The organism is Prauserella salsuginis (assembly GCF_024648885.1).
In the GTDB taxonomy this organism is placed as follows: Bacteria; Actinomycetota; Actinomycetes; order Mycobacteriales; family Pseudonocardiaceae; genus Prauserella; species Prauserella salsuginis.
Genome location: NZ_JANBBF010000008.1, coordinates 429,056 through 453,503 on the forward strand (window position 1 = coordinate 429,056; position 24,448 = coordinate 453,503).

Annotated in this window: 18 protein-coding genes; 6 read left to right on the forward strand and 12 right to left on the reverse strand. The window is 71.0% G+C overall.

The genetic code is table 11. The features are described from left to right. The first annotated feature begins 2 nt into the window (after positions 1-2). From LY40_RS03450 to chsH3, 4 genes are read left to right on the forward strand one after another with little or no spacing between them, the layout of a single operon-like run. On the forward strand, positions 3-1,160 hold the full coding sequence (locus tag LY40_RS03450; RefSeq protein WP_258936261.1) for a 3-ketosteroid-9-alpha-monooxygenase, oxygenase component: 1,158 nt from the start codon (positions 3-5) through the stop codon (positions 1,158-1,160). Continuing rightward, on the forward strand, positions 1,161-1,607 hold the full coding sequence (locus LY40_RS03455; protein ID WP_258935906.1) for a hypothetical protein: 447 nt from the start codon (positions 1,161-1,163) through the stop codon (positions 1,605-1,607). Then, positions 1,597-2,751: a ferredoxin--NADP reductase gene (locus tag LY40_RS03460; protein WP_258935907.1), complete on the forward strand. Its 1,155-nt coding sequence runs from the start codon at positions 1,597-1,599 to the stop codon at positions 2,749-2,751. The genes LY40_RS03455 and LY40_RS03460 overlap by 11 nt, the downstream gene beginning before the upstream one ends. A 10-nt stretch (positions 2,752-2,761) precedes the next feature. After that, positions 2,762-3,622 (forward strand): enoyl-CoA hydratase ChsH3, encoded by an 861-nt coding sequence (gene chsH3 / locus LY40_RS03465; protein WP_183786103.1) that lies wholly within the window; start codon positions 2,762-2,764, stop codon positions 3,620-3,622. Between the two features lie 225 nt (positions 3,623-3,847). Here the strand turns inward: chsH3 and LY40_RS03470 are convergent, their stop codons facing one another. From LY40_RS03470 to LY40_RS03490, 5 genes are read right to left on the reverse strand one after another with little or no spacing between them, the layout of a single operon-like run. Further along, entirely contained in the window at positions 3,848-5,020 is a 1,173-nt protein-coding gene (locus tag LY40_RS03470; protein WP_258935908.1) for a lipid-transfer protein, read from the reverse strand. Next, entirely contained in the window at positions 5,017-5,406 is a 390-nt protein-coding gene (locus tag LY40_RS03475) for a hotdog family protein (RefSeq protein WP_183786107.1), read from the reverse strand. Before LY40_RS03475 ends, LY40_RS03470 begins: the two co-directional genes overlap by 4 nt. Beyond that, positions 5,403-6,608, reverse strand: coding sequence for a bifunctional MaoC family dehydratase N-terminal/OB-fold nucleic acid binding domain-containing protein (locus LY40_RS03480; protein WP_258935909.1), 1,206 nt, complete (start codon positions 6,606-6,608; stop codon positions 5,403-5,405). The genes LY40_RS03475 and LY40_RS03480 overlap by 4 nt, the downstream gene beginning before the upstream one ends. After that, on the reverse strand, positions 6,605-7,786 hold the full coding sequence (locus LY40_RS03485) for an acyl-CoA dehydrogenase family protein (protein WP_258935910.1): 1,182 nt from the start codon (positions 7,784-7,786) through the stop codon (positions 6,605-6,607). The genes LY40_RS03480 and LY40_RS03485 overlap by 4 nt, the downstream gene beginning before the upstream one ends. Continuing rightward, the gene (locus LY40_RS03490; RefSeq protein WP_258935911.1) at positions 7,786-8,904 is read right to left on the reverse strand and encodes an acyl-CoA dehydrogenase family protein; all 1,119 of its coding nucleotides are present in this window, start codon (positions 8,902-8,904) and stop codon (positions 7,786-7,788) included. Before LY40_RS03490 ends, LY40_RS03485 begins: the two co-directional genes overlap by 1 nt. A 220-nt stretch (positions 8,905-9,124) precedes the next feature. Here LY40_RS03490 and LY40_RS03495 point away from each other — a divergent pair, with 220 nt between their 5' ends. Beyond that, a complete protein-coding gene (locus LY40_RS03495) occupies positions 9,125-10,399 on the forward strand; it encodes an alpha/beta hydrolase (protein WP_258935912.1) in 1,275 nt (424 codons plus the stop codon). Here the strand turns inward: LY40_RS03495 and LY40_RS03500 are convergent. After that, positions 10,356-12,530 (reverse strand): acyl-CoA dehydrogenase family protein, encoded by a 2,175-nt coding sequence (locus LY40_RS03500; protein WP_307876599.1) that lies wholly within the window; start codon positions 12,528-12,530, stop codon positions 10,356-10,358. The two genes, LY40_RS03495 and LY40_RS03500, sit on opposite strands and share 44 nt — an antisense overlap. 131 nt (positions 12,531-12,661) lie before the next feature. Here LY40_RS03500 and kstR point away from each other — a divergent pair, with 131 nt between their 5' ends. Then, positions 12,662-13,306 (forward strand): cholesterol catabolism transcriptional regulator KstR, encoded by a 645-nt coding sequence (kstR, locus tag LY40_RS03505; RefSeq protein WP_183786117.1) that lies wholly within the window; start codon positions 12,662-12,664, stop codon positions 13,304-13,306. 65 nt (positions 13,307-13,371) lie between these two features. Here the strand turns inward: kstR and LY40_RS03510 are convergent, their stop codons facing one another. The 6 genes from LY40_RS03510 to LY40_RS03535 form a co-directional block, all read right to left on the reverse strand. Then, a complete protein-coding gene (locus LY40_RS03510) occupies positions 13,372-14,205 on the reverse strand; it encodes an LLM class F420-dependent oxidoreductase (RefSeq protein ID WP_183786410.1) in 834 nt (277 codons plus the stop codon). 123 nt (positions 14,206-14,328) lie between these two features. Next, a complete protein-coding gene (icmF, locus tag LY40_RS03515) occupies positions 14,329-17,565 on the reverse strand; it encodes a fused isobutyryl-CoA mutase/GTPase IcmF (RefSeq protein ID WP_258935914.1) in 3,237 nt (1,078 codons plus the stop codon). Positions 17,566-17,673: 108 nt separating this feature from the next. Next, on the reverse strand, positions 17,674-18,297 hold the full coding sequence (locus LY40_RS03520) for a GTP-binding protein (protein ID WP_183786121.1): 624 nt from the start codon (positions 18,295-18,297) through the stop codon (positions 17,674-17,676). Continuing rightward, positions 18,278-18,925 carry a DUF742 domain-containing protein gene (locus tag LY40_RS03525; RefSeq protein ID WP_228726485.1) on the reverse strand — a complete coding sequence of 216 codons (648 nt, stop codon included), beginning with the start codon at positions 18,923-18,925 and terminating at the stop codon, positions 18,278-18,280. The genes LY40_RS03520 and LY40_RS03525 overlap by 20 nt, the downstream gene beginning before the upstream one ends. An 8-nt stretch (positions 18,926-18,933) precedes the next feature. Further along, positions 18,934-19,386: a roadblock/LC7 domain-containing protein gene (locus LY40_RS03530; RefSeq protein ID WP_030533451.1), complete on the reverse strand. Its 453-nt coding sequence runs from the start codon at positions 19,384-19,386 to the stop codon at positions 18,934-18,936. Beyond that, entirely contained in the window at positions 19,383-23,489 is a 4,107-nt protein-coding gene (locus LY40_RS03535) for a sensor histidine kinase (protein ID WP_258935915.1), read from the reverse strand. The genes LY40_RS03530 and LY40_RS03535 overlap by 4 nt, the downstream gene beginning before the upstream one ends. Between the last annotated feature and the right edge of the window lie 959 nt (positions 23,490-24,448).

Sequence of the window (24,448 nt, forward strand, 5' to 3'; positions counted from 1 at the left end):
TCATGACGCAGGCAGGCTCCGTCCGCACGATCGACGTCGGCGCGCCGCCCGAACGGTTCGCCCGCGGCTGGCACTGTCTCGGCCTCGTCGAGCACTTCGCCGACGGCAAACCGCACGCCGTCCACGCGTTCGGCACCAAGCTGGTCGTGTTCCAGGGCGCCGACGGTGAGATCAACGTGCTCGACGGGTACTGCCGCCACATGGGCGGCGATCTGACGCAGGGCGAGGTCAAGGGCAACGAGGTCGCGTGCCCGTTCCACGACTGGCGCTGGGGCGGCGACGGCAAATGCAAGTCGATCCCCTACGCCAAGCGGGTTCCGCTGCGGGCCCGCACCCGCGCGTGGCGGACGCTGCAGGAGAACAAGCAGCTGTTCGTGTGGCACGACCCCGAGGGCAACCCGCCACCCGAGGAGGTGACGATCCCCCGGATCGACGGCATCTTCACCGACGAGTGGAGCAACTGGACCTGGGACTCGGTCACCATCGAGGGCGCCAACTGCCGCGAGATCGTCGACAACGTCGTCGACATGGCCCACTTCTTCTACATCCACTACGGCATCCCGACGTACTTCAAGAACGTCTTCGAAGGCCACATCGCCTCGCAGTACCTGAATTCGAAAGGCCGCGCCGACATGGGCATGTCGTCCAACTACGGCGGTGAGGACAACCTCCTCGAATCCGAGGCCTCGTACTACGGCCCCGCGTACATGATCAACACGCTGCACAACGACTACAAAGGCATCAAGATCGACACGGTGCTCATCAACTGCCACTACCCGGTCAGCCCGACGTCGTTCGTGCTGCAGTGGGGCGTGGCGGTGCGCAAACCGCCCGGCGTCGACGGCGCCCAGGCCGACAAGATCGCGCAGAAGTTCGCCGAGGGCGTCGGCGTCGGATTCCTCCAGGACGTCGAGATCTGGAAGAACAAGACCCGCATCGACAACCCGCTGCTGTGCGAGGAGGACGGTCCGGTCTACCAGCTGCGCCGGTGGTACGAGCAGTTCTATGTGGACGTCGACGACATCGACGAGGACATGACGCGGCGGTTCGAGTTCGAAGTGGACGTCACCCGCGCCAACCAGGTCTGGGAGCAGGAGGTCGCCGACAACCTCGCCCGGCAGCAGCAGGAGGCAGCGGCCGACCAGGCGGGAGTGTCCTGAGTGACCGCCGACACCAGCTCCCCGCACACCGCAGCGGCCGACCCCGGCGCGACCCCGTCCGGGGCGGCGTCGTCCGGTGCGGCGTCGGGTACCTCGTCCTCGGGTGCATCGGCGCCGGACGCAACGCCCTCGGGTGCAACGCCCTCGGGTGCCGACGCGGCACGTGCCGAGGCCGTCCGCGCCCAGACCCGCGCCGACCGGGAGGAGTTCCTCACCGCGGGACTCGTCCCGGTCGCCTGCCACGCCTGTGCGACGACGGTCCTGGTCAAGAAGAACAGCCCGGAGCACACCAGCATCCAGTGGATCAGCGACGCGGCGACGAGCTGCCCGGTGCTGGCCGAACGGGTCGCGAGCGGCGTCCCCGCCGCTCGCGCCGGCACGTGTGAGCGCCTGCGCGAGAGCATCACGACCGCCGAACGGGACGGAGCATTCGGCTATGAGCGGTGACGGCACGGTGCGGGTGCAGCGACTCCGCGTCGCCGAGGTGGTGGACGAGACCGTGGTGGACGAGACCGCGGCGGCACGGTCGATCGTGTTCGACGCGGAACTGGACTATCGGCCGGGCCAGTTCCTCACGGTGCGCGTGCCCGGGGACGAACGCGGACCGGTGGCGCGGTGCTACTCCCTGTCGAGCTCGCCATACACCGGGGACCGCCCACAGGTCACCGTCAAACGCGACGGCTACGCCTCGAACTGGCTGTGCGACCACATCGCCGCGGGCGACGAACTCGACGTCCTGCCGGCGAGCGGTGTGTTCACCCCCGCCGACCTCGACGCCGACCTCGCACTGTTCGCCGGCGGCAGCGGTATCACCCCGATGTTGTCGATCGTCCGGTCCGTGCTCGCCCACGGGACGGGCGCGATGACCCTGGTCTACGCCAACGCCGACGAACCGTCGGTGATCTTCGCGGGCGTGCTGCGCGAGCTCGAGGAGGCGTATCCGGGCAGGCTCACCGTGGTGCACTGGCTCGAGACGCTGCAGGGGCTGCCGACCACCGAGCGGCTGGCTCCGATCGCCGAGCTGCTGGCCGGCCGCGAGACGTTCGTCTGCGGTCCCGCACCGTACATGCGTGCGGTGGTCGCGGCGGCCAAGGCCGCAGGCACCCCACGGGCGCGGATCCACCGCGAGACGTTCGTCTCGCTCGGCGGCGATCCGTTTGCGGCTGCCGAACCGGGCACCGGTGACCTCGCCGCGAACGCCGCACCGGCCGCCGCCTCCGACTCCGCCGGGGACGACGGGTCCGACCTCGGTGGCCAGGACGACCGCAGCGGGGACGTCAGCGCGGGGGACGGCACACCGGACGGCACCGATGAGGCGCCGGCGCGGATCACCGTCGACCTCGACGGCACGACCACGCAACACTCCTGGCCACGCGGTGCCAAGCTGCTCGATGTCCTGCTGGCCGCGGGCCGGGACGCCCCGTACTCGTGCCGCGAGGGCCAGTGCAGCGCCTGCGCGTGCCGGGTCACCTCCGGCGAGGTGAAGATGCTGAACAACGAGGTGCTCGACTCCGACGACGTCGCCGACGGCATCGTGCTCGCGTGCCAGTCCCTGCCGCTCACCGACGACGTGTCGATCAGCTACGAGTAGGAGCCGCGCCATGCCCATCGACCCCGACCGCGCGATCGGCGCCGACCTCGGCGAGACCACGTTCTCGTGGGGCGTCTCCGACGTGCTGCTGTACCACCTCGCACTCGGCGCGGGGTCGGCACCGACCGAACCCCGGGAACTCCGCTATGCCACCGAACGCGACCTTCAGGTGCTGCCGACGTTCGCCACCGTCGCCGCCACGATCCGCGCCACCGAACCGCCCGCCGTCCGGTTTCCCGGCATCGACATCGACCTCGCGAAGGTCGTCCACGGGACGCAGCAGGTCGTCGCACACCGGCCGCTACCCGTGTCGGGTACGGCGACCGCGCACAGCCGCATCGCCGACGTGCTCGACAAGGGCAAGGCCGCGGTGATCGTCCAGGAGACGGAGGTCACCGGCGAATCGGGCGATCCCCTGTGGACGGCGCGGTCGAGCATCTTCGCCCGCGGGGAAGGCGGATTCGGCGGCCACCGCGGTGCCTCGGCCCGCATCGCACCGCCGGAACGTGACCCGGACCTTCTCGTCGACGTGCCGACGCTGCCGCAACAGGCGCTGCTGTACCGACTCTGCGGCGACCGCAACCCGCTCCACTCCGACCCCGAGTTCGCCCGCGGAGCGGGTTTCGACGCACCGATCCTGCACGGCCTCTGCACCTACGGCATGGTCGCCAAGGCCGTCACCGACGCCGCCCTCGACGGCGACGTGACCCGCGTCGGCTCGTGGTCGGCGACCTTCGCCGGCATCGTGCTTCCGGGCGAGACGCTGCGCGTGCGCATGTGGCACGAGGGCGGCCGGATCCTCGTGAGCGTCACCTCCCCCGACCGCGACGACGCCGCGGTCCTCTCCGACGCCGTACTCGAACCGGCCTGACCCGGCCGCCACGCCTGATCCCGCACCCGCACGACCGGCAGGTGCGGGGGTCAGGCGTCACACGGCCGCCGCAAACCGCGCCGGAGCTGCGATGTGCCGGGCGGGACCGGCACGGCTGGGGGCCGCGCAGGGTCAGAAACCCCGCGAGCGCAGGACACGCGGGCACGAACGCAGGACACGCGTGTCCGGGTGCAGAACACGCGGGCACGAACGCAGGACACGCGGTCAGGGCGCGGTGAGGACGAGGCCGCTGGTCGGCACGCCGGTACCGGCGGTGACCAGTGCCGTCTCCGCGCCCGGGACCTGATTGACCGCGGTGCCGCGCAGCTGCCGCACCGCCTCCGCGATGCCGTTCATCCCGTGGATGTAGGCCTCGCCCAACTGCCCGCCGTGCGGGTTCAGCGGCAATTGCCCGTCCAGGTCCAGCCTGCCGTCGGCGATGAAGTCCTTCGCCTCGCCACGGCTGCAGAACCCGAGTTCCTCCAGCTGCATCAGCACGTACGGGGTGAAGTGGTCGTACAGCACGGCCACGTCCACATCGGACGTCGTGCGGCCCGACTGCCGCCACAGCTGGCGTCCGACGACGCCCATCTCGGGCAGTCCGGCGAGATCGTCGCGGTAGTAACTGGTCATGATGTACTGGTCCGGCCCGCTCCCCTGGGCCGCGCCGGCGATGACCGCGGGCGGTCTGCGCAGGTCGCGGGCCCGCTCCGCGCTCGTCACGACCAGCGCGACGCCGCCGTCGCTCTCCTGGCAGCAGTCCAGCAGGTGCAGCGGCTCGGCGACCCATTTGGAGGCCTGGTGGTCGGCGAGCGTGATCGGCTTGCCGTGGAACCACGCGTGCGGGTTGGTCGCGGCGCGGGCGCGCGCCGTGACGGCGATCCTGCCGAAGTCCTCGCTGCTGGCCCCGTATTCGTGCAGGTAGCGCCGGGCCACCATCGCGACGGTCGCCGCGGGGGTCGCCAGACCCGCCGGGTAGTGGTAGCCGTTGTCCACGCCCGAGGTGTTGACCTGCTGGGCGACCGCCGAGGACACCTGCCCGAATCGGCTGCCGGAGCGCTCGTTGAAGGCACGGTAGGCCACGACGACGTCGGCCATCCCGGTCGCGACGGCCATCGCGGCCTGCTGCACGGTGGCGGCGGCCGCACCGCCGCCGTAGTGGATGCGGCTGAAGAACGTCAACTCGGGAATGCCCAGTTCCCGCGCGACGGCGATCTCGGCGTTGCCGTCCATCGTGAACGTCACCAGACCGTCCACGTCGGACGGCGCCAGCCCCGCATCGGTGAGCGCCGCCGAGACGCACTCGGTCGCGAGCCGCAGTTCCGTGCGGCCGGAGTCCTTGGAGAACTCGGTCGCGCCGATGCCGGCGATCGCCGCCGTCCCGCTGAGCGCCGTCATGCCGCCACCTCGATCCGTACCGTTGCCGACACGTGTTGCCCCAGACTGTCCGTACCGGAGACCGACACGGTCACGTCGTGGCCGTCGACCTCCGCCACACTGCCGGTGAAGGTCAGTTCGTCGCCCGCATAGCACGGCACGCCGAGCCGGAGGTCGACCGACCGGACCAGCGCGTCGGGTCCGGCCCAGTCGGTGACGAACCGCTGCACCAGGCCCGTGTCGGTGAGGATGTTCAGGAAGATGTCCCGCGACCCGCGCGTGACGGCGGCATCACGGTCGTGGTGCACGTCCTGGAAGTCCCGGGTGGCCAGCGCCGTGGCGACCACGAACGTCGGCGTCACCTCGACGGTCAGCGGTGGCAGCTCCGTACCCACGGTGATGGTCATGACCGCACCCTCCATGCCGGCAACGTCAGCTCGTCGTCGATCCGGTCGAAGCTCGCCTCCACCGCGAGCCCGATGTGGACGTCGGCCGGGTCCACCCCGTGCAGTTCGCCGAGCATCCGCACGCCCTCGTCCAGTTCGACCAGCGCGAGCACGAACGGCAGCCGCTTGCCGGGCACCGGCGGATGGTGATGGACGAGAAAGCTGTAGACGGTCCCGGTTCCCGCCGCGACCACGTAGTCCGGTTCGGCATTCAGGTCACCGTCCGGCGGCATCGGCCCCGGCGGATGCCGGAGTGTCTCGCCCCAGCGCTGGATGCGCAGCTCGCCCTCACGCAGACCGTCCCAGAAGAACGCGTTGTCCCGCGTCACCACCGGACGCAGCACCTGTGCGGCCTCGGCCGCCCGCCCCTCACCACCGCCGGAGTCACCAGTGCCGGAGTCACCACGGCCGTCGTCACCGCTGCCGGCCGTGTCCGTCGTCGCCGCACCGGACGGGGCATCGCGCCCGCCCGCCGTGGTCCCTGCTTCTCCGGTTGTCCCTGCTTCTCCGGTTGTCCCTGCGTTGGTTGTCCCCGTGGAGTGGCCGGTGGCCTGCTGTTCCGGCGGCCGGAACTTCAGGATCCGGAACGTCATCTCCGCGACGGCCTCGTCACCGACGTACCAGGTCGTGCGGGTGGTGACGAACCAGCCTTCCCCCAGCGCGGTCCGTTTCGGCCCGACGATGTTCTCCAGCACCGACGATGCGGCGACGTGCTCACCGGGGCGCAGATAGCGGTGGTAGGTCTGCGCCGAGTCGGTCGCCACGACCGACGTGTAACCCGCCTCGTCGAGCAGTTCGGTCGCCCGGCGGAGCGGATCGTCGGGGGGCCGCACCCCGTACAGTCCGCGCATCGTCCACACCTGGGCCATCGCGGGCGGGGCGACGAGTTCGCCGTGCACGGATGCAGCCGCCGCCTCCGCGTCGGTGTACACCGGGTTCGCGTCGCCGATCGCCTCGACCCAGTTGTTGATCATCGCCTGGTTCACCGGATCCCGCGCCGGCTCAGGAGCCGACGGTCCGGCCTCGGTGATCTCGCGCGCGGCCTCCTCGATGCGCCGGCCGGCACCGGCCGGGTCGCCGCGACCGTCCGCCGCGGCGCCGTCCGTGGCGGCGCCGTCCGTAGTGGCACTGTCTGTGGTGGCACGGTCCGCGGCCGCGCTCATCGCGGCACCCTCGGCAGTCCCAGTCCGAACTGTGCGATCAGTTCCCGTTGGATCTCGTTCACTCCGCCTCCGAACGTCAGCACGGTGTTGCGTTTCGTGAGCGTGTCCAGCCAGGCGGCGAGTTCGGCCGTGTCCGGATCGGACGGATCGCCGTGCCTGCCGACCAGCTCCTCCAGCAGCCTGCTCACCCGCTGGTGCCGCTCGGACGAGAGCACCTTCGTGGCCGAGGCGTCCGCCACCGACCCGGGTTCGGACACCGCGACCTGCCAGTTGAGCAGTTCGTTGACGCGGGTGACGGCGTGGATCTCACCGAGCGCGCGGCGCACGTCGGGCAGGTCCAGCAGCGGCGTGCCGTCGGGAGTCGACCGCTCGGCCGCCCAGCGGCGCACCCGGTCGTAGAGCCCGCCTATCCGGCCGGCGGGCCCGAGCATGACCCGCTCGTGGTTGAGCTGGGTCGTGATGAGCTTCCACCCGGCGTTCTCCTCACCCACCAGCATGGCCCGCGGGACCCGCACGTCCGAGTAGTAGGTCGCGTTGACGTGGTGCGCGCCGTCGCAGGTGATGATCGGTGTCCACGAGTAGCCCGGATCGGACGTGTCGACCATGAGGATGGAGATGCCCTCGTGCCGCCGCCGGTTCTCGTCCGACAGCGCGCCGGGATCGGTGCGGACCGCGAGCCAGATGTAGTCGGCGTCGTGGCCGCCCGTCGTGAAGATCTTCTGCCCGTTGACCACATAGGACTCGCCGTCGCGGACCGCCGTGGTGCGCAGGGCCGCGAGGTCGGTGCCAGCCTCCGGTTCGCTGTAGCCGATGGCGAAGTGCACCTCGCCCGCCAGGATCGCGGGCAGGAAGCGGCGCTTCTGTTCCTCGGTGCCGAACCGCTGCAGCGTCGGCCCGACGGTCTGCAGCGTCACCGCCGGCAGCTGGATGTCGGCACGGGCGGCCTCGTCGGCGAAGATGTGCTGTTCGACCGGCCCGAAGCCCAGGCCGCCGTATTCCTTCGGCCAGCCGACGCCGAGCCACCCGTCGCGGCCCATCCGCCGTACCACCTCGCGGTAGGTGGGTCCGTGCCGTTCGCTGAGCAGCAGCGTGCGTTCCTCCGACGTGACGAGCCCGGTGAAGTACCGGCGCAGTTCGTCCCGCAGCCGCTCCTGCTCAGCGGTGAGCGCGATGTCCATCAGGCGGCACCTCCGGCGAGCGCACCGACCCGGTCGAGCCGCAGCGACATCCCGCCGATGCCGCGAACCAGGTCTTTCAACAGGGATGAGTACCGGTGCAGCGGGTAGGTCTCGTCAAGGCCGATACCGCCGTGCAGGTGGTGGCACGTCGCCATCGCCGGGGGCGCCTGCTCGGCCAGCCAGTACGCCGCGATCTCGAGATCGGCGTCGGCGCCGGACCCCTCGGCGAGCCGCCAGGACGCCGACTCCGCGGCCAGGTGCACCGTGCGCGCGGCTACGTAGACATCCGCGACCTGCTGCGCCACGGCCTGGAACGTGGCCAGCGGGCGGCCGAACTGTTCCCGGGTCGCCAGGTGCTGCGTGGTGAGCCCGAGGGCCCCGGCGAGCAGTCCGTCGCCGAACGCCGCGGCCCCGGAGAGCGCGTGTCGGTGCAGCGCCCGCAGCGCACCGCCGGGGTCACCGGCGGCACCCAGCGGCGGTCCCGTCTCGGCTCCGTCGAGCCGCAGGCCCGCCTCCGGCGCGCCCGACGCCGTGGGCGCCGGGACGACCTGCACACCGGGCGCCGACGGGTCGAGCAGGAACACGCCCGTACCGCCGCCGACGACGGTGGCGGGCACGAGGATCCGCTCGGCCTCGGCACCCAGCGGCACCGCGGTCTTCACCCCGTCGAGCCGCCACGTCGTGGCCGCGGCCGTCTGCCCCGGAGCCGACGCGGTGGTCGCGGTGGTCGCGGGACGTTCGGCCATCGGGGCCGAGGGTTCGTGCAACGCGGCGGTCAGCAGCGCGTCCCCCGCCGCCACGGCCTGCAGCAGGCCGGCGTACCGCTCGGCCGCACCGAGGTCCACGAGTGGCGCCAGGCCGAGCGTCAGGGTCGCCCACGCGGGCGCGTGCGAGCCGGCGCGGCCGACCTCCCGCACCACGGCGGCCGTCTCCGCGGGACCGAGCCCGTCCCCGCCGAGCGATTCCGGCACGGCGAGGGCGAGCAGTCCGGCATCGGCCAGTTCACGCCAGGCCTCGGCCCCGTCGGCGGCACCGCCGCCATCGCCCGCGGCCCGGGCCAGTGCACCCGCCGTGAGTTCGGACGCGGTGCGCTGCGTCTCGTCCGGAGTGAAATCCACGCGACTCCTTCGTCCAGCGCCGTGCGGCGTCGCCGGTCCTCGCGGGCGCCGCAGGACCGTCCCCACGACGACCGCGACCCGCCGGTCCGACACCATCGATATTTATAACATGTTCTAGTTTGCTGGATGGATGCACCCGCTGGCAAGGACGCTCCCGATTTCCAAGGGAGGAACCAGTTCTCGACACAGGACGCCACCGGTTCCCGGATACGCTGGCCGCATGCACGCGTTGTTCCGTGCGCGCCGAGCGCTGCAACTGGCCCTGACCACCAACGCGATCCGGCCGTGGTCCGGACACCGGGTCTCCGTCCCCACCTTCGTCGCAGGCTGGCTGACCTCCGAACTCGCGCCGCACCTGCTCGCGCTCACCGCCGCCGACACGGCCGCCCACCTCGTCCGTCATCGCCGCACGAGCGACCCCGCCGGCCTGGCGATGGCGGCCGCGTCCGCGGGCGGACTCGCCACCCTCATCGCATCCGCCCGCCGCGCCCGTGACGTCGTCGACACCGCTCTCACCGACGCCCTCGGTCCGGACCACCGCGCCGCGACCGGTGAGCGCGCACCCGACGACGTGGCGACACTGTGGGGCAGGCTGGCGTTCCCGTTCCGCATGGACACCCGCGGTGTCCGGCGCGACCGCGACATCGCCTACGCCCAGGGCGGACGCCGGTTCCTGCTGGACGTCTACCGGCCGAGCGAACCCGGCACCGGCAGGCCCGTGCTGCTGCAGGTACACGGCGGCGCGTGGATGACCGGCAGCAAGAACGAGCAGGGCGTCCCGCTGATGCTGCACATGGCCCGGCGCGGCTGGACGTGCGTGGCGATCAACTACCCGCTCTCGCCCCGGTCCCGCTGGCCCGAGCACATCGTGGCCGCCAAACGCGCCCTCGCCTGGATCCGGGACCACATCACCGACTACGGCGGAGATCCCTCGTTCGTCGTCACCACGGGCGGTTCGGCGGGCGGGCACCTGGCGTCGCTGCTGGCACTGACCCCGAACGACCCCGCGTTCCAACCGGGCTTCACCGACAGCGACACCAGCGTGCAGGGCTGCGTACCGCACTACGGCGTCTACGACTTCGCCGCGACGAGCGGCTCCCGCGCCAGCGCCGCTCGGATGCGCGGCCTGCTGGCGCGGTTCGTCATGGGCCCCGACCCGACCCACGAGGACTACGTCGCCGCCTCCCCGCTGGACCGCATCACCGACGCGGCACCGCCGTTCTTCGTGATCCACGGCGACCTGGACAGCCTCGTACCCGTCCGCGAGGCACGCCGGTTCGTCGACGCCCTGCGCGCCGTCTCGCCGCAGCCCGTGGCCTACGCCGAGATCCCGGGCGCACAGCACGCGTTCGACATCTTCCCGTCGATCCGCAGCGCCCACGTCGTCGGCGGCGTGGAACGGTTTCTCGAATGGACCCGCGCCCAACACCGCAACGGCCCGGGAACGCCCGTCAGTGGCGAGGCAGGCCCAGCAACCGCTGCGCCACCACGTTGAGCAGCACCTGCGTCGTCCCGCCCGCGATGCTCAAACACCGCGTGAGCAGGAACTCGTGCTGCGCCGCCGACGTCGCCTCGTCGACGACGACTCCGCGGGAACCCCGCACCTCCAGTGCCGTCTCGGCGACCTCCTGCCGGTGCCGCACCCCCAGCAGCTTCTGCACGCTCGACTCCGCACCGGGCTGACCGCCCCCGAGCCTCCGGACCGTGTCCCGCACGCCGAGAACCGACACGGCCGACCCGTCGACGACCAGCGCACCGAGACGTTCCGCATCCAGGTCGGGCTGCGCGACCAGCAGTTCCTCCACGGCCTCGCCGACGGCCGATCCGCCGCCGAGTGCGACGCGCTCGTTGGCGAGGGTCGTACGCGCGAGCGACCACCCGCCGTTCACCTCACCCACGACATCGGCGTCCGGAACGAACACCCCGTCCAGGAACACCTCGTTGAACCGCACCTCACCGGTGATCTCGCGCAGCGGCCGCACCTCGATGCCCGGCGCCCGCATGTCGACGAGGAAGTACGTGATGCCACGGTGTTTCGGGGCGTCCGGGTCGGTGCGGGCAAGGCAGATCGCCCGGTCCGCCTCGTGCGCGAGCGAGGTCCAGACCTTCTGACCGGAAAGTCGCCATCCGGCGACGCCCTCGCGCTCGGCCCGTTCCGCCGAGGTGCGCAGGGACGCGAGGTCGGATCCTGCTCCGGGTTCGCTGAACAGCTGGCACCACGTCACCTCGCCGCGCAACGTCGGCAGGACGAACCGTCGCCGCTGCTCCTCGGAGCCGTGTTCGAGGATGGTCGGCAGCGCCCACGCGCCGACCACCAGGTCGGGCCGCGTCACGTCGGCGCGATCGAACTCGGCGTCGATCACCAGCTGCTGGGCCGGCGTGGCGTCGAGCCCGTACGGCCGAGGCCAGTGCGGCGCCAGGTAACCGCTCTCGGCGAGCCGCACCCGGGCGTCACTCCCGGCCAGGCCGGCGACCTCAGCCGCCAGTGCGGCCGCTGCGCGGCGCGTCTCGGCCAGTGCCTCCCCCTCGGGGGCGCCGCTGCCGGCGTGGGCGTCGACGTCGACCTCGACACCGCGCCGGAGACCGCCCCGGGTCAGCTCCCCCGCACGGCAGCGCCACCGCGCCGTGCCACCGAGCAGCTGACGCAACGACACCGCGCGGCGCAGGTACCGGTGCGCGTCGTGCTCCCAGGTGAAGCCGATCCCGCCGAGCACCTGGATGCAGTCCTTGGCGGTGTCGACGGCCGCGTCGAGCGCGCCCGCAGCAGCGACCGCCGCGGCGACGGCGAACTGCTCGCCGTCGCCCGTGTCGGCGGCCCGTGCGGCATCCCACGCGAGCGCCGCGGCCGACTCGGACCGGCACAGCATCTCCGCGCACAGGTGCTGCACCGCCTGGAACGCGCCGATGGGACTGCCGAACTGCTCCCGGACCCGCGCGTACTCGCTCGCCGTGCGCACGCACCAGTCCGCCACGCCCGCAGCCTCCGCGGCCGCCAGCGTGGCCGCGAGTTCCGGCACCGCGATCCGGCCCAGCACGTCGGCCGCCGGCACGGTCACCGCCCGGAGCTGCGCCGTCGCGACGCGGCGGCTCGGGTCGAACGATTCGTGCTCGGCCACCCGGACTCGCCCTGCTTCGACCGCGAACCACACCGTGTCCGCAGCGGACACGCTCGCCACGTGCTCGCCCTCGGCACCGTCGGTACCGGTGCGCGCGGCGAGCACCAGCACATCCGCGTCGGGACCGTCCACCAGCACCGGTGTGGTGCCGTCGACGACGAGGCCGCCGTCCCCGCCCGGCCACGCGACGAGATCCGCCGCATCGAGTGCCACCGCCGCCCGCACCGTGCCCGCGGCCACGGCGGGTGCATGCCGGGCGGCCACAGCGGACTCCGGCCGCTGGGCCCACGAGAGCCCGGCGAGGATCGTGCCGAATCCGGCGCCGCCCGCCAGCTCACCCGCTGCGGCCGCGATTCCCGCCACCAGGTCCGTCACACCGCCGCCCGCCCCGCCGAGCGACTCCGGCAGGGCGATCGACGGCAACCCGATGCCGCCGATCGCCGTGGCCGGGTCCGGGGACTGCGCCGCGGCGCACACGGCGTCGGCCAGTGCTCGTTGCTCGTCCGTCATCGCGATACCCACGACGGCGATTGTAGAACATGTTTCACTTAACCGGGTGTAGCCCGAGCATCGGTTTCAGCCGATATTGGGTAGACTGCAGATCAGGACTGGAACAGGTTCTTTAATCAGGAGAGATGCCGATGGCAAGCAAGCCCAAGGCGCCGGCCTCGTCGAAGACGGCGTCCCGGAGCTCGACCGCTCTCGGCCCGATGGGCGGGGACGAGCCCGGGACGGCGGCACAGCGCGACCGGCGCAAGCGCATCCTCGACGCGACGCTCGCCCTCGCGGCGAAGGGCGGCTACGACGCCGTGCAGATGCGTACCGTGGCCGAACGCGCCGACGTCGCCCTCGGCACTCTCTACCGCTACTTCCCGTCCAAGATCCACCTGCTCGTGTCCGGACTCGCGCGCGAGTTCGAACGAGCACAGGACAAGCTCGACCGCGGCAGCATCCCGGGCGAGACGTCCACCGAGCGACTGCTCGTGGTCCTGGGCCGCAACACCCGCATGATGCAACGGGACCCGCATCTCACCGAGGCGATGGTGCGGGCGTTCATGTTCGCCGACACCACGGCGGCGGCCGAGGTCGAACAGGTCGGCGCCATGATGGAGAACATGTTCGCCAAGGCGATGGGCATCGAGGAGCCCACCGACCACGACCGCGACGTCTTCCACGTGATCGCCGACGTCTGGATGGCCAACCTCGTTGCCTGGGTCACCCGCCGTGCGTCCGCGGCGGACGTCGCCAAACGCCTCGAGTTGTCGGTCCACCTGCTCCTCGACTGAACCGTCAGGGCGTTCCCCCGCAAACCCCGCGGTCCGGGGGAACGCCCGCACGATCCGCCGGACTCTCAGCTGCCGTAGCGCTGCGCGAAGGCGGCGAACTCGTCGAGTTCCCGCAGCGTGTCCGATTCCGGCGCGGTCTCGAGCATGAAGGTCACGTGGTCGACACCGGCCTCGGCCCACCCCGCGATCACCTTCTCGTCGGCGGGCGCCCCGAAGATCGCCATCGGCACATCCGGCTTCCCCTGCTCGGCGAACCAGTCCTGCGCCTGCCGGATCTCGTCCGGGCTGGTGTGCGGCCGCGGCAACCAGCCGTCGCCCCAGGCGACGGTACGGCGCAACGCCGCCGGACTCTCACCGCCCACATAGATCGGTGGATGCGGCGTGGCGGCCGGCTTCGGCCACGCGTACACGGGGTCGAAGTCCACGAACCGGCCGTGGAACTCGGCCTGCTCCTCGGTCCACAGCCGGGTCAACGCCTCCAGCTGCTCGTTCATCAGTGCGCCGCGGGTCGCCGGGTCCACGCCGTGGTTGCGCATTTCCTCACGGTTCCATCCGACACCGACGCCGAGCACGAACCGGCCGTCCGACACCAGATCCAGGCTGGCGCCCTCGTTCGCGGTGTGGATCAGATCACGCTGTGGCAGCAGGGCGATTCCCGTGCCCACGGTCAGCTCCCGCGTCGTCGCGGCGGCCGCGGTGAGCGCCACGAACGGGTCGAGCGTGCGGTAATACTTGCGCGGCAGGTCACCGCCGTCGGGATACGGCGACTCCCTGCTGACGGGGATGTGGGAATGCTCGGCGAGGAACAGCGAGCTCAGGCCCCGTTCCTCCAGCGCCGCACCCAGTCGGCCCGGCCGGATTCCCTCGTCGGTCACGAACGTCGAAACACCGAACTTCATACCCATGCCCAACCGGCCGCCCTCGGCATGCATTCCCGGAACGGACAACCGGGGACCAAAGACAGGTCACTCCCTCCGCCGAGGCCGTGACCGGCGGAGGGAGTGGTGCCCGACCGATCGCGGTCAGACGTTGCGTCGGTACTGGCCGCCCACCTCGAAGAACGCCTCGGTGATCTGCCCGAGCGAGCACACCCGCGCCGCGTCCATGAGGACGGCGAACACGTTCTCGTCCCGTGCCGCCGCGTCCCGCAGCCGCGTCAGCTGCACCTGGGCCTCGGCGTGGTTCCTCGTCTGGAAGTCCTCGAGGCGCTGCAGCTGCGAGCGCTTCTCGTCCTCGGTGGCACGGGCGAGTTCGACCTCGCCCTCCGCCTCGTCGTCGTCCGGGTTGCGGAACGTGTTCACCCCGACGATCGGCAGCTCGCCGTTGTGCTTGAGCCGCTCGTAGGTGATCGACTCGTCCTGGATCTTGCCGCGCTGATAACCGGTCTCCATCGCGCCGAGCACACCGCCGCGTTCGGAGATGCGCTCGAACTCGGTGAGCACGGCCTCCTCCACGAGGTCGGTGAGCTCGTCGATGATGAACGATCCCTGCAGCGGGTTCTCGTTCTTCGACAGGCCCCATTCCTTGTTGATGATCATCTGGATGGCCATGGCACGGCGCACCGAACTCTCGCTCGGGGTCGTGATCGCCTCGTCGTAGGCGTTGGTGTGCAACGAGTTGGCGTTGTCGTACAGCGCGCACAACGCCTGCAGCGTCGTGCGGATGTCGTTGAAGTTCATCTCCTGCGCGTGCAGCGACCGCCCCGAGGTCTGCACGTGGTACTTGAGCTTCTGCGACCGCTCCCCCGCGCCGTAGCGTTCGCGCATCGCCACGGACCAGATCCGGCGGGCCACCCGGCCCAGCACCGAGTACTCGGCGTCCATGCCGTTGGAGAAGAAGAACGACAGGCTGGGGGCGAACTCGTCGATGTCCATGCCCCTGGCCAAATAGGACTCGACGTAGGTGAAGCCGTTGGCCAGCGTGAACGCCAGCTGCGAGATCGGGTTCGCCCCGGCCTCGGCGATGTGATAGCCCGAAATGGACACCGAGTAGAAGTTCCGGACGCCGTGTTCGATGAACCACTCCTGGATATCCGACATCATCCGGAGGCTGAACTCGGTGGAGAAGATACAGGTGTTCTGCCCCTGGTCCTCCTTGAGGATGTCGGCCTGCACCGTGCCGCGCACCTGCCGCAGTGTCCACTCGCGAATCTCGGCGGCCTCGTCGGCGCTCGGCTCGCGCCCGTGCTCCGAACGGAACACGTCCACCCGCTGGTCGATCGCCGTGTTCAGGAAGAACGCCAGGATCGTCGGAGCGGGACCGTTGATGGTCATCGAGACCGACGTCGACGGCGCCGTGAGGTCGAAGCCGTCGTAGAGCGCCTTCATGTCCTCGAGCGTCGCGATGGAGACACCCGACGTGCCCACCTTGCCGTAGATGTCCGGGCGGGTGTCCGGATCGAAACCGTAGAGCGTCACCGAGTCGAACGCCGTCGACAGTCGCTTTGCCTCGGAGTCGGCGGACAGGTACTTGAACCGCCGGTTCGTCCGGAACGCATCACCTTCGCCGGCGAACATGCGGGCCGGATCCTCGCCGTCGCGCTTGAACGGGAACACGCCCGCGGTGTACGGGAAGTAGCCGGGCAGGTTCTCACGCCGCAGGAACGACACGAGTTCGCCCTTGTCCTTGTACCGCGGCAACGCCACGCGCGGAATCCTGCTGCCGGAGAGCGTGTCCCGCCACAGATCGGTGCGGATCTCCTTGTCCCGCACCGTGAACGCGAGCTCCTCGCCGCGGTAGGACTCGGACAACTCCTCCCAACGGCCGAGCAGCTCGGTCGTCTTGCCGTCCACGTCGGACTCGGCACGTTCGAGCAGACGGTCGAGCGCCGCTGCGTCCCCGCCGTCGGCGGCGAGCGCCTCCCTGGCCACGGCGAAGTGCTCGCGGGTGCGCACGGCGTCGGCCTGACGTTCGGTCTCGGCGTGGTAGCCGCGCACGGTCTCGGCGATCTCCGCCAGGTACCGGACCCGGTGCTGCGGGATGATCGTCGCCGTCTGCGTCGACACCTTGCCCTCGACCTGCGCCAGCGTCCCCGCCGACACCGACAGCCCGCCGTCGGCCAGCATGTCGCGCAGCTCCTGGTACAGCGCCGTGACGCCGTCGTCGTTGAACGTGGCCGCGCTCGTGCCGTAGACGGGCATGTCCTCGGGGTCGGAACCGAACGCCTCACGGTTGCGCACCAGCTGCCGTGCGACGTCACGGCGCGCGTCCTCGGCGCCGCGCCGTTCGAACTTGTTGATCGCCACCACGTCGGCGAAGTCGAGCATGTCGATCTTCTCGAGCTGCGAGGCCGCGCCGAACTCGGGCGTCATGACATACAGCGAGTGGTCGACGTGGTCGACGATCCCCGCGTCACCCTGGCCGATACCGGGGGTCTCGACGATGACGAGGTCGAATCCGGCCGCCTTACAGGCCAGCACGGTCTCGTCGAGGCCCTGCGGGATCTCGCCACTGGTGGTGCGCGTGGCCAGCGACCGGAAGAACACGCGGTCGCCGTCGAGACAGTTCATCCGGATGCGGTCGCCGAGCAGTGCACCACCGCCGCGGCGGCGCGTCGGGTCGACCGCCAGCACCGCGATCCGGAGCTTGTCCTCCTGGTCGTTGCGGAACCGGCGCACGAGTTCGTCGGTCAGCGACGACTTGCCGGACCCTCCGGTGCCGGTAATACCGAGCACGGGCACCGTCCGCGCCTGGGCCGCCTCGCGGACGGCACCGAGCCACTCGGCGGACAGGACGCCCTGCTGCAGCTGCGAGACCACTCGCGACAGCGTCCGGGTATCACCCGCCAACAGCTGGTCCAGGTCGCCGGCGGGCTGCTGGGCCAGGTCGACGTCGCACTCCCGGACCATGTGGTTGATCATGCCCGGCAGGCCGAGCTCCAGCCCGTCCTCCGGCGAAAAGATCCGCGCCACACCGCGCGAGTGCAGCAGGTCGATCTCGTCCTGGACGATGACGCCGCCGCCACCACCGAACACCTTCACATGGCCCGCCCCGCGTTCCCGGAGCAGCTCGACCAGGTACGAGAAGTACTCGACGTGGCCGCCCTGATACGCGCTGATGGCCACGCCCTGCACATCCTCGGTGATGGCGGCCGTCACGACCTCGTCGACGGAGCGGTTGTGCCCGAGGTGGATCACCTCCGCACCCTGCGCCTGCAGGATGCGCCGCATGATGTTGATCGAGGCATCGTGTCCGTCGAACAGACTCGCCGCAGTGACGAACCGGACGGGATGCACAGGCTGGTGCAGCTCGGTGGTCATGCCACCAAAATACTTGGACTTCCTACTAATTCAAAGCCGCAGTCGACCGTGACGACGGTCTCTCCCGCCCGCGGTGGCCGCGGAAGCACGGCCGCCGGGGTCGTCCACTCAGCCGACAGGCTTCGGAGCCGCGGCGCCGCGCACCGCCAGCCACTGCTGCATGGCGTATTCGACCATCGTGATCAGCGTCTGCTTGGTCGATTCGCGTTGCCGGGCGTCGCAGCGCACCAGTGGGATGCTCTCGTCGATCGACAGCGCCTCCCGCACGTCACCCAGGTCGTGCTGGAGCACACCGTCGAAGGTGTTGACGCCGACGATGTACGGCAGGCCCCGGTCCTCGAAGAAGTCGATGGGTGCGAACGAGTCGGCGAGGCGCCGGGTGTCGGCCAGTACGACGGCGCCGATCGCGCCGCGCACCAGGTCGTCCCACATGAACCAGAAGCGCTCCTGGCCGGGCGTGCCGAACAGGTACAGGATCAGGTCCTCGTCGAGCGAGACGCGACCGAAATCCATGGCCACCGTGGTGGTGGACTTGTTCGGCGTCGCCGCCGTGTCGTCGATGCCGGTGCTCGCGTCCGTCATCATCGCCTCGGTCGTCAACGGCACGATCTCGGACACCGAACCGACGAATGTTGTCTTGCCCGCGCCGAATCCGCCTGCCACGACGATCTTCGCCGAGGTCATCGTCTGCGGCGCGGCCTGGCGCGGTGCCTTAAAGCCGACGGAGTCCACTCAACACCCTTTCCATCAACGTAAAATGCGCTTCGGCGTTCTCGCTGCCCGCCACGGTGCGGTGCACGGTCACCAACCCCGTGTCCGCCGCGTCGCTGATCAGCACTCGCGCCACCCCGAGCGGCACCTGCAGAACCGCTGCGATCTCGGCCACCGAACGCGGAGTCCGGCATTCTTCCATGATGACCTGATGCTCGAGCTGATCGGGGACCGGAAGGACCGCGGCATCACGGGTCGAGATCAGCGTCTCGAGTTCCAGCGGGTAGTTCGCTTTCGTCCGGCCGCCGGTGATGGCGTAAGGACGGACGAAACCGGTTTCCTCAGCCGCCAGCGGCGGCGCCACCGGCTCGACGGGGATGGGTTCGGCCGACACAAACTGCTCCTCTCCGGTCCATGACCGGTCGTGGTCCTCCTCACCGGGCCACACCACGTCGGTGGGTTCGGCCGGTGCGGACGACGCTGCTTCCCGGCTGTCGTGCTCGCCGGTTGCTTCCCGACTGTCGTCGGGCTCGTCCCTGCGCTTGCCGCTCTTGCGGCCGCGCAGTCCGGACGTGAGCGCGAAGCCGTTGAGCACGTCAGCGATCGCGCTCTCGTCGTTCCCGCTCCCGAATCCGGAGTCAGTGCTCATCGCTACGGTCATCCCACCGATCCGCCGACCAGCGGGCCGCCCGCGCCCTGGAGCTGCGCACGCAGCTCGGGCGTCAGGATCTGCCCGACCCGGTCGACGAGGAGCGTCATCTCGTACGCCACCTGACCGATGTCACAGTTCGGCGCGGCCAGCACGGCCAGGCACGAACCGTCACTGATGGACATCAGCACCATGATGCCGAGTTCCATTTCGACGACCGTCTCGTTGACGGCACCCGCCTCGAAGCAACGGGCGGCACCCTGGGTCAGGCTGATCAGGCCGGAGGCGACGGCGGCGAGCTGGTCGGCGCGGTCGAGCGGCAGCCGGTTCGACGCGGTGAGTAGCAACCCATCCGCCGACACGACGACGGCATGCGCCACGCCCGGCACTCGCTCGGCGAAGTCGTTCACCAGCCATCCGAACTGGTTCTGTTGGGGCTGAGCCCGATCCGGCGCGGTCATTCACCCTCCACTTTCTGTTCACTGCTGTCGCTCGCCTGAGCGGTCCGATGCCGGCCTCGGCGAATTCCCTGCTGGAAACTGCTGAGCCTGCCCTGCACGTCGGCGGGGTCACGCTCGCGCCGCGGCCGGCTACCCGCCGGTCCCGTCGACGTCGCACTGCCCGGCATGAGCTGCTGGCCGCGCTGGCGGCGGGGCAACCCGGCCGGGGTGTAACCGGTCGGCGCCGCATCCGACGCCGACTCCACCGTCCGCCACCGCTCGTCCGCGGCGAACGTCCAGTCGGACGTGGCGGCCGGGCTCCCCTCGGTGTCGGCTGCTTCCCTGGTCCCGGCTTCGGTGGTCGCCGCTTCCGTGGTCGCCGCTTCCGTCGTCACGGCTTCCGTGGTCGTGGCTTCGGCGCCCGCGGCGCTGGCCGCGTCATCCTCAGCCGTAGCGCCTGCGGTCGCCGGCTCGGCGGTCGCAGCGCTCGCGTCGGCCTGCGTCGCCTCCGCACGGACGCCGTTCACCGGTGAGGTGCCGTCGGCCGCCGGGTTCGCCTGCGGCTGCGGAGTCGTCGCCGAGGCGGGCCGCGGCTTGCGCCGCCGCTGCGGCAGGCCCGCCGCGGTCGTCGGCGCGTCGGCCCCGGAGCGCCGGGGCTGCGGGCCCCGTCCGCCCGGTGCCGCCGACCCCGACTCCCGCGACTTCGGGGTCGGCGATGCAGCGTCCTGCGACGCCGAGTCCTGAGAAGCGGAGTCCTGCGCTGTGGCGTTCTCCGAGGCGTTCGCCGAGGCCGGTGTCGCCGTCCCGTGCCCTGCCGTCTCCTGTGCTGCCGTCTCCTGTGCTGCCGTCTCCGGTGCCGTCGCATCCGGCGCCGTGCTCTGGGAGTCGGCGGCGGCCCGGTCGGCGGCTGCCGCGACGCCGTTCACGGGCGCGTCCGATGCCGTCGTGGCGTCGGCCTGGTCCTCCGGGTCCTTCCTGCGCCGACCGCGGCTGACGCCCTGCTGGAAACTGCTCAGGCGGCTGCGCACGCCCGAGGCGTCCCGCGGAGGCTTCGGCGCCTCGTGTGACACGCCGTTCACGGCACCGCTGTCGGCGTCCGACGCGCTGCCCGGCATCAGCTTCCGGCCGCGCTGCCGCTGGGGCAGGCCCGCCGACGTGTAGCCCGCGGGTTCGTCGGCGGCCGACCGACGACGCGGGTCGGTCGACGTACCCCAACCCTGGTCCTCGTGTCCGTCCGAAGTGCTGCGGAACCAGGCCGACAGCATGTCGTTGAAGATCGGCGTGCCCTCGGAGCCGTCCTTCTGCTTCGGTTTCGGTTCGGGAGCCGGCGGCTGCTTGGCCGACGTCGCGGCGTTCCACCAGTCGGTGACCTCGGTGTCCGGCGCTGCGAACAGGGCGGACCCACCGAGACCGGAGCTCGGCGCGGCCGCACCGTTCCGGTCCGCGTCGTCGGGCTCCGCAGCGGCGTCCGACGTGCCGTCGGATCCGGCCGCGGCACCGGTGCCCGCCGATCCGCCGGACCGCGAACTCCCGTCGTGGGAGGTGCGGCTCGCACCCGGCTTGCGGCGCGGAAGGTTCGGCTTGGCGCCGTTCCGCGTTCCCGAGCCGGTCCCGTCGCTCGACGATTCGGAGCCGCTCTCGTGGTCCTGGTCCTCGGCATCGTGCTGTGATCCGGACCGTGGCTCGTCGGCCGGGCCGCCCTGCTGCGGGATCGGCAGGCCACCCTCGTCCGCCGTCGAGCGCCCGTTTCGGTCGCCGCCGTTGCCTGGGCCGGACCCCGCCGCGTCGTCGTTCCCGGACGCCGGCCGGTCCGTGTCGCCACCCTGCTGTTCGGCACCGGTGACCGGGCTGAACAACGCCGTTCCGGACACCTCGGTTTCCGACGGAGCATCGCCGCCCTGGGTCAGCGGAGCGAAGGAGGCCGGCAGTGCCGAGCCGGCGGCACGGCGCTGCGGCAGTCCGCTGCTCGTCCCGGCGGCCCCGCCGTTGCCGGTGGCCGCCGTTCCGTTCGCAGCCGTGCCGTTCGCAGCCGTGCCGTTCGCAGCGGTCGGGCCACGGCCGGTGACCGCCCCGGTCGCCGAACCCCGCGTACCGGCAGGGCGTGCCGTGTCCCCGGGAGCGGTCTGCGCGAGCACCTCCGTGGGCGCCTGCTGTTCGACGATGACGACTTCGGAGGGCACGGTCACGACGGCCGTGACACCGGTGGAGTCCGCACCGCCCTGCAGGGCGATGCGGAAGCCGTGCCGCTCGGCCAGCCGGCCGACCACGAACAGGCCCATCCGCCGGGAGGTCGCGATGTCGACGGGACCGACGTCGCGGAGCCGGCCGTTGGCCTCCTCCAGTTCGGCCTCGTTCATACCGATGCCACGGTCGGTGATGTCGACCTGCAGCGCGCCGTCGTCCAGGAGCCTGCTGGAGAGCGTGACCCGAGTCTCCGGTGCGGAGAACGCGGTCGCGTTGTCGAGCAGCTCGGCCACCAGGCGGACGAGGTCGCCCGCGGCGTAGCCGACGATCCGCGCCGACGGCGGGGTGTTCACCACGACCCGCTGGTACTGCTCGATCTCGGACACGGCCGCACGGAGGACGTCGGTCGCCGACACCGGCCGACCGGACCTCCTGCCCGGCTCGTCACCGGACAGCACCATGAGGTTCTCGTTGTTGCGCCGCATCCGCGTGGCGAGGTGGTCGAGCTGGAACAGCGTGGCCAGCTGGTCGGCGTCCTCCTCGTCCCGTTCCAGCCGCTCGATGAGCTGCAGCTGCCGCTGCACGAGGCTCTGACTCCGCCGGGACAGGTTGACGAACACGCCCGCGAATCCCGCCCGCATACCGGCCTGCTCGACCGCGAGACGCAGCGCCTGGTTGTGCACGGCGTCGAACGCACGGGCGACCTGCCCGATCTCGTCATCGGTGGATACCGGGACGGGGCGCACGACCGGGTTCTGCGACTGGCCGTCCTGGATCGACCGGACGGCTTCAGGCAGCGCCCGGTCCGCCACGTCGAGCGCCGCGGTGCGCAGCACGTTCAGCGAACGCAGCAGCTGCCGCGTGATCACGAACACGACGACCGCGGCCAGGGCCAGTGCCAGGACGAACAGCACGGCCAGCCAGACCACCGCCGCGTGCGCACCGCTCGCGGCGTCGTCGGCGCCGGTCATGACCTCGTCGCCCAGCTGGCCCGCGAACTGCCCCGTCGAGGCGAACACGCCACCGGAGACGTCCTGCCACTGGCCCGCCGGGATCTCGTCGAACGCGGCGTCGGCGCCCTGCCCGGCGAGGAGTCCGCGCATGATCTGTTCGCGGTTGTCGAACGCCTCGCCGCGCACGGCCTCGTTGAAGGCGTTGCGCTGCTCGACGGTGGCCGCGCTGCCGAACTCGGTCAACCGGTCGTCCAGCCGCACCGCCGAGGTCCGGAGCTGGTCGAACTCGCTCGGGGCGAGTCCCCCGCGGTCGATGCCGTGCGACACCAGCACCTGCTGGATCGACACCTCCTCACGGGCGACCAGGACATCGTGCAACGCGGTGGGAGTGCCACCCACGGCACGGTCGCCCATACCCGACACCGCTGCGACGTCGACCGCGAGCAGCGAGGACGTGATGACCGAGTAGGACTGTGCCGCCTGGATCGCGCCGAGCTGGCCGGTGCGGACCCGTTCCCGCAGCGACGAGAGGCGGTCGAGCTGCTCGTTCAGGTCGGCGCGCGGCTCGGTGAGCGCGTCGAGCTCGGCCCCCTCCGTGCCGAGCGCGGCCCGCACCGGACCCACCGCGCGGTCCACCTCGTCGCGGAGTTCGGTCAGCTGCGCCGAATCGGCACCGTTGCCCTGGGTGAGCGCGGCCGCGGTGGCGGTGCGCTCCCGCTGCAGGGCGTCGAGCAGCGTGCGGGATGCGGAGTTGAGCTCCGCCAGCTCCGCCACCCGGTCGTACCGGTCCGCTCGGTCGAGCTGGGCCGCGAGCGTCAGTCCGCCCAGCACCAGCGCGATGACGATGGGAATCACCGTGACGGCTCCGAGCTTGGCTGGCAGTTTCCAGTCCCGCCAGCGCGCCAGAGCCTTCCACGGGGACGGCTTCGGGGCGCCCTCTCCGAGAAGCTGCCCCACGGGCACTCGGCCTTCTCCTGCAACGGTCACGTACGTGACTCCCTCTCCGGCTCGCTCACGGCCACGACGATCTCCGGCCCGGTACGGCGCGGGGCGGCCCTGTCCGGGAGTCCGGCAGGGCACGCCGGCCCGGACGGACCGGCCGGGACCCGGCCTGTGCACCGCGCGCTGTACCGCATGTCTGGTCGTTCCTCCGTATCCGGCTTCTCCGGGACGGGCGCCGGATACGCCCGGCCTCGTGCCGGACACCGCCGCCGTGACGCCGCAGGCCCGAAGACCGCGGACGCCACCGACGCTGTCGCCACCCGGCCCGTCGGCCCGGTCGCCGCTGTCGCTTCCGTCCGCCCCGGCCGTGCCGTCCTCCCCACAGACACCGGCCGGCGAGTTGCGATCTGCAGGTTGAATCCACAGATCCGTGCCGTGGCACTCAATTCGCTTGGCCGGGGCGTCAGAAATCGTACAGCCAATCGGGTTGCCACCAAATGATCTCGACAGCCACAGCATGACCAGCGGAAATCGTCATTCACCCGACTCGGCGGCACTCGGTTTCCACTTTCCGGGAACACGGCGTGGGAATTTGGTTACTGAAGTCGCAGCAGCTTCCTGGTCAAGTTTCACCCACATGGATCAGACCTCAGCCTTGAACGCCTCCAGCAGTCCACCTCCACCGGGGCGGCGATTACGCAGCGAGTTCAAAGAGTCCCCGATCTTGTGGTGTATCCCGGATGCACCTACCCGGCCGGTGTCCCTCGAACCGGTGGTCCAGTCCTCTACCCCGCCGAAGGGACGCCGGCCGACTCACCCGTCCGCAGACCCCGTCCTCCGCCGCCTCCCCGCGCCGGTCGGCGGCATATCAGCGGCCTGATCACTACACCGTGCAACAGAACTCTCCTGTCAACCCTGGTTCCTGTCACCCGATTCAGCGACTTTCGCGACTCCCCTGAAAACGGAGAGCACAATTGCTGTGGTTCTACATCATCGGCCGCAAT

Coding starts and splice junctions, on each gene's coding strand:
- LY40_RS03450 (WP_258936261.1), top strand. CDS start 3: ATGACGCAGGCAGGCTCCGTCCGCACGATCGACGTCGGCGCGCCGCCC.
- LY40_RS03460 (WP_258935907.1), top strand. CDS start 1,597: ATGAGCGGTGACGGCACGGTGCGGGTGCAGCGACTCCGCGTCGCCGAG.
- chsH3 (WP_183786103.1), top strand. CDS start 2,762: ATGCCCATCGACCCCGACCGCGCGATCGGCGCCGACCTCGGCGAGACC.
- LY40_RS03470 (WP_258935908.1), bottom strand. CDS start 5,020: ATGACGGCGCTCAGCGGGACGGCGGCGATCGCCGGCATCGGCGCGACC.
- LY40_RS03475 (WP_183786107.1), bottom strand. CDS start 5,406: ATGACCATCACCGTGGGTACGGAGCTGCCACCGCTGACCGTCGAGGTG.
- LY40_RS03480 (WP_258935909.1), bottom strand. CDS start 6,608: ATGAGCGCGGCCGCGGACCGTGCCACCACAGACAGTGCCACTACGGAC.
- LY40_RS03485 (WP_258935910.1), bottom strand. CDS start 7,786: ATGGACATCGCGCTCACCGCTGAGCAGGAGCGGCTGCGGGACGAACTG.
- LY40_RS03495 (WP_258935912.1), top strand. CDS start 9,125: ATGCACGCGTTGTTCCGTGCGCGCCGAGCGCTGCAACTGGCCCTGACC.
- LY40_RS03500 (WP_307876599.1), bottom strand. CDS start 12,530: ATGACGGACGAGCAACGAGCACTGGCCGACGCCGTGTGCGCCGCGGCG.
- kstR (WP_183786117.1), top strand. CDS start 12,662: ATGGCAAGCAAGCCCAAGGCGCCGGCCTCGTCGAAGACGGCGTCCCGG.
- LY40_RS03510 (WP_183786410.1), bottom strand. CDS start 14,205: ATGAAGTTCGGTGTTTCGACGTTCGTGACCGACGAGGGAATCCGGCCG.
- icmF (WP_258935914.1), bottom strand. CDS start 17,565: ATGACCACCGAGCTGCACCAGCCTGTGCATCCCGTCCGGTTCGTCACT.
- LY40_RS03525 (WP_228726485.1), bottom strand. CDS start 18,925: ATGAGCACTGACTCCGGATTCGGGAGCGGGAACGACGAGAGCGCGATC.
- LY40_RS03530 (WP_030533451.1), bottom strand. CDS start 19,386: ATGACCGCGCCGGATCGGGCTCAGCCCCAACAGAACCAGTTCGGATGG.